This is a genomic window from [Clostridium] symbiosum ATCC 14940 (genome assembly GCF_000466485.1).
Lineage (GTDB): Bacteria > Bacillota > Clostridia > Lachnospirales > Lachnospiraceae > Otoolea > Otoolea symbiosa.
This window is the reverse complement of sequence record NZ_KE992793.1, coordinates 1-12254: the sequence shown is the minus strand read 5'-3', so window position 1 is coordinate 12254 and position 12254 is coordinate 1. Positions and strand designations below refer to the sequence as shown.

At 48.6% G+C, this 12254-nt stretch carries 10 protein-coding genes; 2 read left to right on the top strand and 8 right to left on the bottom strand.

Features of this window, described 5'->3' with window-relative positions; all coding sequences use genetic code 11:
- Window positions 1-564: 564 nt before the first annotated feature.
- The 4 genes from CLOSYM_RS00575 to CLOSYM_RS00560 all read right to left on the bottom strand — a co-directional run bounded on the left by CLOSYM_RS00575 (window position 565) and on the right by CLOSYM_RS00560 (window position 6242).
- Complete coding sequence (locus CLOSYM_RS00575; protein ID WP_009297199.1) at window positions 565-1320, bottom strand: aminoglycoside phosphotransferase family protein; 756 nt, start codon at window positions 1318-1320, stop codon at window positions 565-567.
- Between the two features lie 36 nt (window positions 1321-1356).
- On the bottom strand, window positions 1357-3975 hold the full coding sequence (gene adhE / locus CLOSYM_RS00570) for a bifunctional acetaldehyde-CoA/alcohol dehydrogenase (protein WP_044902015.1): 2619 nt from the start codon (window positions 3973-3975) through the stop codon (window positions 1357-1359).
- A 132-nt stretch (window positions 3976-4107) separates the two neighbouring features.
- On the bottom strand, window positions 4108-5529 hold the full coding sequence (locus CLOSYM_RS00565; RefSeq protein ID WP_021640540.1) for a sensor histidine kinase: 1422 nt from the start codon (window positions 5527-5529) through the stop codon (window positions 4108-4110).
- Window positions 5526-6242, bottom strand: a complete 717-nt coding sequence (locus CLOSYM_RS00560; RefSeq protein WP_021640539.1) for a response regulator transcription factor — start codon at window positions 6240-6242, stop codon at window positions 5526-5528. The genes CLOSYM_RS00565 and CLOSYM_RS00560 overlap by 4 nt, the downstream gene beginning before the upstream one ends.
- Before the next feature lie 191 nt (window positions 6243-6433).
- Between CLOSYM_RS00560 and CLOSYM_RS00555 the strand changes: the two genes are divergently transcribed.
- A complete protein-coding gene (locus CLOSYM_RS00555) occupies window positions 6434-6907 on the top strand; it encodes a hypothetical protein (protein ID WP_021640538.1) in 474 nt (157 codons plus the stop codon).
- 140 nt (window positions 6908-7047) lie between these two features.
- On the opposite strand, the gene CLOSYM_RS00550 is transcribed toward CLOSYM_RS00555, so the two are convergent.
- From CLOSYM_RS00550 to CLOSYM_RS00540, 3 genes are all read right to left on the bottom strand, one after another.
- Window positions 7048-8355, bottom strand: a complete 1308-nt coding sequence (locus CLOSYM_RS00550; protein WP_021640537.1) for an FG-GAP repeat protein — start codon at window positions 8353-8355, stop codon at window positions 7048-7050.
- Between the two features lie 198 nt (window positions 8356-8553).
- The gene (locus CLOSYM_RS00545) at window positions 8554-9093 is read right to left on the bottom strand and encodes a methylated-DNA--[protein]-cysteine S-methyltransferase (protein ID WP_021640536.1); all 540 of its coding nucleotides are present in this window, start codon (window positions 9091-9093) and stop codon (window positions 8554-8556) included.
- A 15-nt stretch (window positions 9094-9108) separates the two neighbouring features.
- Window positions 9109-10569, bottom strand: coding sequence for an AlkA N-terminal domain-containing protein (locus CLOSYM_RS00540; protein ID WP_021640535.1), 1461 nt, complete (start codon window positions 10567-10569; stop codon window positions 9109-9111).
- Window positions 10570-11048: 479 nt separating this feature from the next.
- Here CLOSYM_RS00540 and CLOSYM_RS00535 point away from each other — a divergent pair, with 479 nt between their 5' ends.
- Complete coding sequence (locus CLOSYM_RS00535) at window positions 11049-11645, top strand: pentapeptide repeat-containing protein (protein ID WP_044902014.1); 597 nt, start codon at window positions 11049-11051, stop codon at window positions 11643-11645.
- Window positions 11646-11658: 13 nt separating this feature from the next.
- Here CLOSYM_RS00535 and CLOSYM_RS00530 read toward each other — a convergent pair whose 3' ends face one another.
- On the bottom strand, window positions 11659-12123 hold the full coding sequence (locus CLOSYM_RS00530) for a hypothetical protein (protein WP_009297202.1): 465 nt from the start codon (window positions 12121-12123) through the stop codon (window positions 11659-11661).
- Window positions 12124-12254 lie beyond the last annotated feature (131 nt).

Sequence of the window (12254 nt, the reverse complement as noted above, 5' to 3'; positions counted from 1 at the left end):
CATCCATATGCGTTTGATATATGTTGGATATGGGAAAAGTAGTTGTTAGAGTATGTTTATTGAAAATTTACTATAATTTGATGTTCCTAAAAGATTGAGCGGAATTAAGGCCGGAAGAATATCACCGGTGTTAATTCCGCTCAATTTAGCGTGGTTTAATATTTAATCGAAAAATTATCGTGCTATCCATACCGTTATTTATCGGCATTATGTAGTGGCAGCGACAAGATTTCCTCCCCCATTGAGGCCGGAGACAATCAGCGTCCGGAGCGGGCCATGTCCGGTATGCGAAAACCTCCGCCTGAGCCTTCCGTCCCCAGTGAAAACCTGACCGGGGAAGTAGGCAGAATCAATTGCGGAGGGGACATGGGAGTCCGCCGGTGCTTAGCGAGGTCCCTCACGAGCTTTTAGCACTGCTGCGCACTCCAAAGAGTGCAAACGGTCCCGCAGCAATTCATTCCGGCCGGATTCCCCCTTACGACAACCTACAATCCGGGGACGGAAGGCTCAGCCAGCCCCCCACACCACACCGAACATGGCCCGTTCCGTACGCGTCCACCATTCTCAACTAAAATCCACCACATCAATCCATCTCATAAGGAATTCCTTTTCCAGTTCATTATTCTTCGTAAGCTGTGCCGCCGCCACAATAGGGAGCCACTGTTCCACATACTGTCTTGCCGTATCACTCTTCCTGCAGAAAATTTTAAGGTATAAATCGGCTTTTTTCTGATCTTTTAATGCGAACAGAAGGTAGGTCATAGCGGCATCCGCGCTTGCGTTGCCCTGGGTTGCATGGGCCCAGTCAACGATTGTTTTCTTACCGTCCTCACTGCAAATAACGTTGCTTGGATTGAAATCTCCATGGCAGAGTTTCACATGCTTCGGCATGCTTTCCAGCCGGGTCAGCAGTTCATACCTCGTCGTCGCGTCCAGCTCTTTCAGACCGTTAATCTGACGGGAAAGCTTATCCTTCAGCTTATTCAGATGAGGCGATGTTTTTCCATGCATTTCCAGTTGGAGATCTACAAATTCCTCCATATAGGCGTCCAGATTCTCCGGGTGTTCTTCCATCAATTCTTCCAGCGTCTTTCCCGGCTGATATTCCACCAGCAGCGCCCATTTCCCATCTATCTGCGTCACTTCCTTAACTCCCGGAATCCGGAGTCCGGCTGCCTCAACTCTCGCAGTATTCAATGCCTCATTAAACACATCGGCCTTGGGATGTGTCTTTTCAAATATTTTTACAATACCCGCTTCCGTTTTATACACTTCTTTGTATGCGCGCTTTACTATCAGATTTTTATTTTCCAGCTTCATTCTTATTCCCTCCCGGCATCACTGTTTACACTGAACCTATTTTCCATAGTAGCATTTCAGATAAATCTCTTTGATTTCTTTCATCAGAGGATATCTCGGGTTTGCACCGGTACACTGGTCATTAAATGCCTGTTCCACCATCTCATCCAATGTATCCAGGAAGTAACTCTCGTCTATGCCATATTCCCTGATTGTCTTTTTGATGCCGATCTTTTCCTTCAGCACTTCCAGTTTTGTCAGGAAGTTTTCAAATACCTCTTCATCCGTGCTTCCTGCACAGCCTGCGAATCTTCCCAGCTCAGCATACCGCTCCAGCGCGTGGGGATACTGGTACTGGGAAAAGGTTCCCATCTTCGTCGGGACGTCATCCGCATTATAGCGCATCACTTCTGTCAGAATCAAAGCGTTGGCGACGCCGTGGGGCAGGTGATGGAAGGCGCCGAGCTTATGTGCCATGGAATGGTTCAGTCCAAGGAAGGCATTGGCAAATGCCATTCCTGCCAGACAGGAGGCGTTGGCCATCTTTTCTCTGGCCGTCGGATCCCCGGCTCCGTTCTCGTAGGCCGACGGCAGATAATCGAATACCATCTTCACTGCCTTCATGGCCAGTCCGTCAGTGTAATCAGACGCCATAATCGATACATACGCCTCAATGGCATGCGTCATAACATCGATTCCGGATGCGCTTGTCAGCCCCTTCGGCTGCATCATCATATTGTCCACATCCACAATCGCCATGTTCGGGAGAAGCTGATAATCGGCCAGCGGCCATTTTACTCCCGTCTCAGCATCCGTGATGATGGCAAAAGGCGTAACCTCGGAACCTGTACCGGAGGATGTGGGAATTGCCACAAAATATGCCTTCTTCCCCATTTCCGGGAAAGTATAGACACGTTTGCGGATATCCATAAAGTCCATCGCCATATCCTCAAAATCTGCCTCCGGATGCTCATAGAGAACCCACATGATCTTGGCGGCATCCATCGCGGAACCGCCGCCCACGGCGATAATCGTGTCCGGTTCAAATGCGGTCATCTGGGCCGCCCCCTCCCTTGCACACTGCAGTGTAGGATCCGGGGCCACTTCGAAGAAGCAGGTATGCTTAATTCCCATTTCATCCAGCTTCGCCTCGATTGGCTTTACATATCCGTTATTATACAGGAAGCTGTCTGTCACGATAAACGCTTTCTTCTTATGCATAATCGTACCCAGTTCATCCAGCGCCACCGGCATGCAGCCCTTCTTAAAGTAGACTTTTTCAGGCGTTCTGAACCAAAGCATGTTTTCTCTCCTCTCCGCAACGGTCTTAATATTTAACAGATGTTTTACCCCTACGTTCTCCGATACGGAGTTTCCGCCCCAGGAGCCGCATCCCAGCGTCAGGGAAGGAGCCAGTTTAAAGTTATAGAGATCCCCGATTCCGCCGAAGGAGGAGGGGGTATTCACAAGAATACGGCAGGTTTTCATTGCGGCGGCATGCTTTGCCATCTTTTCCGTTTCCGCAGGATGCACATAGAGGGACGCCGTGTGGCCGTATCCGCCGTCTGCAACGAGCTGCTCCGCCTTTGCAAGAGCTTCGTCAAATGTTTTTGCCCGGTACATGGCAAGGACAGGAGAAAGCTTTTCATGGGCAAACTCTTCTGAAATGTCAACGGATTCCACCTCACCGATCAAAATCTTCGTATTTTCCGGTACATCCACACCAGCCAGCATTGCAATCTCATAGGCGGATTTTCCCGGAATCCTGCTGTTTAAGGCGCCGTTGATGATAATGGTCTTGCGGACTTTATCAAGCTCCTCTCCCTTTTTCAGGAAATAGCATCCGCGGTATTCAAATTCCTTTTTTACTTCATCATAAATGCTGTCCATTACTGTTACGGACTGCTCCGACGCGCAAATCATTCCGTTATCAAAGGTCTTGGAGTGGATAATGGAATTTACCGCCATCTTCACATCCGCCGTATCATCAATGATGACTGGTGTGTTTCCTGCTCCGACTCCCAGTGCAGGCTTACCGGACGAATAAGCCGATTTTACCATACCGCCTCCGCCTGTCGCCAGGGTGATATCCGCCTCCCGCATTACCATATTGGTAAGCTCCAGGGACGGAACATCAATCCAGCCGATGATTCCTTCCGGCGCGCCTGCCTTTACCGCTGCTTCCAGAACGACTTTTGCGGCCGCTATCGTACAGGCCTTCGCAGCCGGATGAGGGCTGATAATAATGGCATTTCTTGTTTTAAGACAGATGAGGGTTTTGAAAATTGCAGTCGAGGTTGGGTTTGTCGTCGGAATAACGGCTGCCACCAATCCGATTGGTTCGGCAATCTTTTTGATACCGTAGGCAGGATCTTCATCAATCACACCGCAGGTCTTTGTACTCTTATATGCATTATAGATATACTCTGCCGCGTAATGATTCTTGATGATCTTATCCTCCACAATACCTCTGCGTGTTTCCTCTACCGCCATTTTTGCAAGGGGGATACGCTGTTTGTTAGCCGCCATAGCCGCCTCGTAAAAAATCTTGTCTACCTGCTCCTGTGTGAAGGCTGCAAACTTTCTCTGCGCTTCACGCATAGCCTGCATTTTTGCTTCCAGCGCTTCCACGCTGTCTACGATTGCGGGTACTGCTGCTTCTTTCCTTTTCGCCATTTCAGTTTTCCTCCTGTAATTGTAAATTTTTCCTATGGCTATAGTATACCGCATTCGTTAAATAATTGTCAATGACTTTTTGATAATAAATTAACAATATTTTAGATTAAAGATCGAGGCCCTCTGTCTGACTTATCCTGCCGGAAGATACAAACTGTAAACCACTCCATGTTCCGGCGCGGTCTTATTGGCAACGCCGACCGAACCTCCCATATACTCCATTCCCGACCAGACCACGGAAAGACCAATCCCAAAATGGCCGTTTTTTCCTTGATAGAACCGTTCGGAAATATGAGGAAATTCTTCCTCAGAAATACCTGGGCCGTCATCTTCGACCCGGATTACCGCCTGCTGTTCTTCCAGGGAAAGGCGTATTTCCACCCGGCTTTCTGCGTACCTCAGGCAGTTTGAGACAACATTCTGGAATATGCGAATCAGCAAATCCGGAACCGCTTCTACAGTGATACCTCCATCCCCCTCCATCATAACCAGCATTTTTCCGTCTGCAAGTCCCCTGAGGATCTCCGTCTGTTCCGCCAGGAATTCTTCCATGTCTATATTTATTCTGTTTAACTTTAGTTCACTGTTATCCATCTTTGAAATTGTCAGTATGCTCTCGACCAGATTTGTCATTCTCAGGCTTTCCGAGAGAATAATCTCCGCCGCTTTTTCCGGTTCTTTCATCACACCGCACTGAATCCCCTGGGCGTAACCGGCAATTGATACGAGGGGGGTCCTAAGATCATGGGAAACATTCTGGAAAAACCGGTGGTTCTGTTCCTCCGCATCTTTTAACTTCTCCGCCATCCGGTTAAATGCTTCCTTCAGATTTTCCACTTCCGTCACGGAATACTGCTCACGAATCACCTGATACGTCCCATCGCCAATCCGCTGCGTCTGCCTGCATAGGGCTTCCAGAGGTTTTGCTATGCTGCCCGCCACCGCCCATACGACTATCCCGGCCAGAAGAAGACCCACGGCCGCGATTATTGCTATCAGGTTTCCTGTATAGGTCAGCAAAAGCGCCGTGTTGGGGATCTGGGCATATCCGATGAAATATTTAGCCTTGATATTTGCTTCCGATTCCATCTCTAACAGTTCAGCCGCATATCTTTCATTTCCTATCTCCAGTTCAGCCGGATTTCCGCTCTGGAGCATACCGGCCTCCAGCATTTCACGGAAGCTGTCCCGCAGGACGCGGCTGGTGTCTCCCTCCTGTCCGGTAGCTGGATAGACCTGTTTCATTTTCGAATTAAGAACTATCAGCCCCGCTTCCAGATGCCCGGCCTTCACCACACCTTTTACCCGGTTCAGCAATTCCTTCGATGCCTCTTTTTTCTCCTGCTTTGTTCCTTCCTGGGACGATAAAAATGCATCATAGAACTTTGCATCCTCATTTTCTATTTCTTTCATTAACTCAGTTACATTTTTATGAGCCGTATGCCGTACATACCAGTCTGATGTGATGAAAAATATAAACCAGGCGGCCAGCGGCAGCATAATAATCAAGAGAAGAACCGGAAGAAAAATCCGTATGTGAATCCGGTGTGTCATAGGTTCCTCCTATCCCGGCTCTCCGACAGACGGTAACCATATCCCCATACCGTCTCAATCACCGCCGTTGCATTCTGTAATCTCAGCTTTTTACGAAGGCGTTTCACCAAGTCGTCCGACACTCTGACGTCCCCCTGTATGGCCTGATATTCCCATACTTGTTCCAAAAGTTCTTTTTTGGATACGGCCGCGCCTTTCCGTTTGAAAAGGTAGAGCAGGAAATCGAATTCCGTCGGCGTGACGGAGATTGGTTCTTTTTCCACGTAAACCATTCTCTCCGGAAGCTTCAGCGTCATATTCCCGCATTGATAAGCCATTTCGCCCTGTTCCCTGTTATCACCGGAAGAAAGCTCCGCCCTGCGGAACAGAGCCTTAACCCTGGCTGTCAGCTCCAGAGGAAGAAAAGGCTTTGTGATATAGTCGTCGCTTCCCAGAGTAAGCCCGGCTACCTTGTCCAGAGGACTGTCCTTGGCGGATACGATAATAATCGGGACAATGCTGTTTTTCCGGATACCGGCGCACACACTGAACCCGTCCTCCCCCGGCATCATCACATCTAAAATAATGAGATCCGGCATACGCTGCTCTGCCGCCTTCCTGACACTGTATCCATCCGAAAAAACCTCAACTTCATAACCTTCACTCTCCAGAAATGTTTTCATCAATGAACGGATATTCTTTTCATCATCCGCAACATAAATGAGTTTTGCCATAATACATCACCGCCTGTTCTGTTTTTTTATGTGCTTCTGCAGTTACGGTAATCATAACATTATATTACAATATCGTAAACGGCAGCCACATATTTGCCACATAAACAGCCTGTAAACCACCCTGTGGAAGATGCTATACTTTCGATGTAACAATTAAACAGCACCCGTTGTTATAGAAAGGATTGTATGTCATGAAGAAATATCTGAAAGTGTTATGTACGGCAGCGGCGCTTACCTGCTGCATGTCATTTCCCGCATTTGCCGCAGAAACAAGGGCTGAATACAAGGAGGCTTCTGCTGCCGTCCGGAGTGAAATCAAAGAATTAGATGGGGAGATTAAGCCTCTAACTGAGGAAAATAAGATTGTTTCGGCAAAGTACAAATCTATCCGCCTCGCAAAGAAAAACGGCCAAACCCTCAGCGTTGAAAAGGAAAATTGGAAAAAAGCCAAAGAACTGCATAAGTCAATTGTGGAAATCCGGAAAGAAATGAAAGCGACTGCCGTAAAACCTCTGAAAGCAGAAGCTAAAGCCCAGGTAAAGGCCAAGGAATTTGACAGCGCCATTGGAACATTAAATGAAGTCCTGGACGCAAAAAAAGCGCGGCTGGCCTCCCTGAAGGAGATAAATGAGATTTGGGAACAAATTGACTCTCTGATTGAATAGCCGCACAGAAAACGTTTCTTAATTTATTTAATTGCCTTCATCCAAAATTCTGCCCCCAGAGCCGCCGGAAACGGCGCCCTGGGAGCGGGATTCTTTCCCGAAACCGCATCTGCGCATTTTTCATGCAGATTGCCGTCCGTTTACTGCTCTCCCGAAAATTTACTGTAGGAATCCAGAAGCATACCACAGAGTTTCTCTTTTCCCATCTGCTGCAGTTCTCCCATGCTCTCAGCCCTGTTCCATGAAAAAACCGCTTTCTGTTTTTCAAGGCTGCCATATACCGTATCGGCTATGCCGTCATACTGGTCTGCAGTGATATTCTTTCCCTCTCTGTCCGTACAGTCGGTCATCTGTTTCTCATTTTCAAAAACAGTTGTCTTATATGCCAGATCATTTTGAACTATTTTCCCGTTTTCAAGCGATACGGCTCTCTTATTTTCATAATACTCTTTGCCGTTCCTGATAATATCATCATAAATATAATAGTATACTTTATTCTGAGCATCGTAATATACAGGTACTGAATCCACAATAATATCAGCCTCGGAATGCCCTTCCATCCTGTTTCCTTCCACTGCCGTGAGGCCGTCAAACGTATCATTCACCTCAAAATAATCACTGTATGTGTAAAGGCCGGTCCCCTGGCAGCTGGATACGATTAGCTCCAGCCTTCCGTTGCGGTCCATATCCGTCACCGTGAAAAAATAATCAATGCCTTCGCTGTTCATTGTCCCTGCCCACAGTTTCACGCTGTCAACCAGAAGTTCTATCTGTTTTTCTATATTATTCCTCTGTATGCCGGACTCCATATTCTCAGATTTATACCTGGCAATCCCCTCCATAACCAGATTAATGCTGCCGTTGTAATGATTCTTCTGCAGAAATTCCGTCAATGACCCCTGCTCTAAAGAAAATTCTTTCTTTCCTCCGGCCTGTGTATAAAGCCGCACTTCATTATAGCCTGGCTCCGTGCTGCCTTGCCGGGAATACTCATTAATGATGATGATATCCTTTTTTCCGTCGCCATTATAATCCTTAAATGAAACGGCTGCGACTTTGACGAACTTCAGAGATGGACGGCGGTTATCCTCCGTCATTCCCGGTAAGTCAAAGAGCACCTTCCCGTCCTTTAGCAGTTTAAAGTACACATCACCGTCACCCGCCTCATTCTCTTTTGGCAAAAATGCGGCAAAGGTCACTTCCCCCCAGCCGTCCAGCGTTACATCAAATGTCTGATCTTCAATCTGCTTTCCTGTTGTCTCCTGCTGCGTGCCGTCATCTCCGGTATTCCCGCTTCCGTCATCAATTTTTATCAGTCCTTCGCTGCTGTTCTTTGCAGCCGCACTGCTACCGTCCTGCGCTCCTGCTCCGATTTCAGCTTTTTTCGCACAGCCGGACATCAGCCCGAGCAGGACTGCCAGACTTAATATTGTCAATTTTCTTTTCATATCCGTTTCTCCACCTCTTATCTCTTGTTACTGTTCACGGCCACGCTGAAAAGCGCGTTTCTGCGAACAGTATCGATCTACTGCCTCATGTATTACTGCAATTTCAATATAATTCATTGCAGTTATGATTACAACTTAAGAATTATTACGTTATTATTCACATGCAGTATGATGCGAGGCGTTTATTTCACGGACCGGTTAAAGAGCGGTTCCTTTGACCGGCACGGTCAGTTTCTCCATATTCACCCCTTCATGCCTCAGCAGCCACATCTTTTTGTCAATTCCGCCCGCATAACCCGTCAGGCTGCCGTTGGAGCCCACTACCCGGTGGCAGGGAATAATAATTGAAATCGGGTTATGTCCGACCGCTCCGCCCACCGCCTGCGCGGACATTCCGGGCTTGTTAAGTTTGACCGCCATTTTTTGGGCAATCTCTCCGTAGGTGGTTGTCTCTCCATAAGGAATATCGCAGAGAAGCCTCCAGACCTCCTGACGGAACGGTTTGCCGGCGGGAGCCAGGGGTAGCTCTCCGATTGCCGGATTCTTTCCCGAAAAATAGCGTTCCAGCCAGTTCACGGTCTTTTCGAATATGGGTAAGTCATCTTTCTGTGCCATTTCCCCATTAAGGGTACCGCCAAAATACTTTTGGTTTTCCAGCCAAAGCCCTGCAAGGGCCGTACCATCGGAAGCAAGTGTGATTGTACCCACGGGAAAACGGCACGTTGTTTCATAATACATCAGATAATCCTCCTTTTATAATGAATTCCAAAGACTGATTGTGGCATAGCTGCGCCATGGCCTCCATGCCTCTGCCATTTTATACATTTCTTTTGACGTACGGCCTCCAAGGGCTTTCTTTATGCCGGTGTCCGTCTCAAGAAATGCATCCGTCCACTGCATGGTCCGCATCGCAATGTACTGCGCCGTCCAATTTCCGATTCCCGGAATTGTCATCAGCTTTTTCATCTCCTCCTCAGGGGCGGCACAAAGGCCGAAATGAATTTCTTTACGGCTGACTGCCCGGGCCAGTTCAAGAATTGTCCGGGAACGCCGGACGGTGATGCCTAACGGCCCCAGGCTGCTTTCGGCCGGGCCTCTCAGGGCAGAAAAAGTTTCAGGGCCGGGAAAGAGGTGCGTTAAACCAGGTATTCCTGTCTTTATCGGGATACCATATGCTTTTGTGAGCCTTCCAGCCAATGTGCCTGCCCCCTTCACGGTAATCTGCTGACCCAGGGCGGCCCGCACCGCCATTTCAAACGGATCGAAGCAGCCCGGCAGACGTGTACCGCACACACAAAGTCCCGGACGAATATCATTCATCGTGGAGAGCGCCTGATATATGACTTCCGGATCACAGTACAAATCAAACATCTGCCGTACTTTTGCCAGAACCTGCGGCAGCACGCCGGGCAGTGTGTCACTGATTGTGATACTTAAAGCGTTTTTTGACGGAATGTCTGCTACTTTTATCCAGCCGCAGACCGATTCTCCTTTTGCTGTGACCAAGCGTACGGTCCGCCAGTATGTCTGTTCTTTTACTAATTCCACACCCGGGATAGCCCGGGCGGCGAGAAACCGCAGAATTTCCTCCCATCGGTACGGCGGCCGGTATCCCAGGCAGACTGTGATGCCGCCGTCCGGCTTTTGTTCCCCCGGAATCCTCTTTTTCAGAGCTGTGGGGGAAAGGTGATATTGCTGTTTAAATGCGTCGTTGAACCTGCGGAGACTGCCGAACCCTGCCGCCATTGCCACATCAATCACCGGAAGCATTGTATCGGTCAGCATGCTTTTTGCCAGAAGCAGCCGGCATGTCTGAAGATACCGGACAGGCGGTACATGAAATTCCTCCATAAAGACGCGGCGCAGATGGCGGCTGGTACATCCCAGGGATTGGGCTATTTCCTCCAGACTCTGGCCGGTGCCGCAGTTTTCTTCTATCATCCTTGCCGCCCTCCGGGCAAGTGTGGCCGCCGCGTCCGTTATTGATATACCAGGCGCAAGCTCCGGCCTGCAGAGCAGGCAGGGGCGGTATCCGGCCTGCTCTGCTTCGGCTGCCGTGGTAAAAAAAGTACAGTTCTCCGCCTTTGGCTGCCTGGCCCTGCACACCGGACGGCAATAAATTCCCGTGGATTTAATACCTACAAAGAAACGGCCGTCAAATCTCGCATCCTTTGCTTTAAATGCCGCATACAATCCCCTGTCCCGATCCGTCATAACTTGTCCTTTCTTTCTGCAGTGAACGCAAAATCCATTGATGTGTAGATAAAATGTCTGCTTTTTCAGTCATTATATCATACAATCCGTCAAATACCGGCTGTTTTCGGACATGCAAAGAAGATTTAAGCAGGTGAGGACGCTGCCGGGACGGCCGGCGGACGGGGTGGTGGGATAGGATTATGAGTCTTTCGTCCCGGGGAAGTGGCATTGCTGGATGGAGAAGGAGATACTGCGGTTTTTGTTTTCGCAGGGCGGTGCCGGAGTGAATGAAATCGACAGTATCTCCTTCTCCCGGAAGGTTTTCGCCGGGGCGAAAGACTCATATCAGCTGTAAATGGCAACAGATTCTGCAATCATATCACTAATAACGTCTTGACACCCGACACCCAAACATTTAAAATTATTCTCTAAATAACGCAGACATAAAAGCCTGCAAATTCACTCGGAACACAATGCCTGATATGGAGTATTCATTTATGTTAGAACAAGATTTGATTACCGCCTCTGCGGAGGATGATATCATCTGCGCCGCAGCCTACGCAGGTGAGGAGCTTGCCGCCGGGACATTTAAAACAGATTTCCAGAGAACCTCTTTTACATCCTGCCGCTTCGCAGGCTGCGACTTCAGCGGCAGCTCTTTTTTCGATACGAGCTTTACAAACTGCGATTTTTCCAACAGCCGGTTCAGCGGCTGCTATTATAAAAATTGCAGTATGAACGGCTGCAAGGGGGATGGCTGTGATTTCAGCCAGAGTACCTTTATCGCCTCTGTCCTGGAAAAAGGCACCTATTGCTATGGAAATTTTTCAAATACATTATGGAAAGATTCTTCCATAGTCCAGGCAAAGCTCTGTATGGCCTACTTATCGGACAGCAAGTTCAAAAAGCTGAAATTTGACCAGGTGGACCTCACCCGGGCCGAATTTTTCCATACATCATTAAAAGGCGTCGATTTGTCCGGCTGTCTCATTGAAGGCATCACTGTCTCAGAATCCTTCAGCGAACTGCGCGGGCTTAAAATCGACGCCTCACAGGCACTTGATATTGCATTATTACTCGGTGTAAAGATATAACCGGAATTTTGTTTCACGGCATATCGGATTGTTCCTTCCGCAGAAGACTGCACGCAATCACTCCGCCGTACTCTCCGGCCTCTACCCTGATTGTATAAATACCGCTTCCTAATACGGTCTTTAACTCTCCCCGTTTCCCCGGCTCCGCCCCGGTTTTGCTTGCGCCGTCCATATGTTCCGGACGTTCGATGCCCATACCTGCGACCTCCTGGCCATTCTTTGTAATGCTTATATCGGCTGTGCCTCTTTTTCTGATATATTCTACCAGTATCATTCCTTCTCCGCCCAGAGGCACGGTAAAACTCTTCTGTACGGAGGCGCTGATATTCTCATCTTCAAGGCGCATCAGTATTTTTCCGTCCTCACCCAAATAGCCGAGTTTCTTCACCAGGCCGATTACCGGACCGGTTCCGTACAGAAGAATGGCTGCTGCGGAAATAAACAGTATGACTCCGGATATAATTCTATTTTTTTTCATTTTATACCATCCATCCTCTCCCCGGCGTCTGAGCTGCCGTTTATAAACCGCCTCCATGGCACCGGACCGGACTGCCGCCAGTCAGCTTTCGCTCTTGAGCGTGTTTGAAAATTGCTTTCCGTCAGATGTAC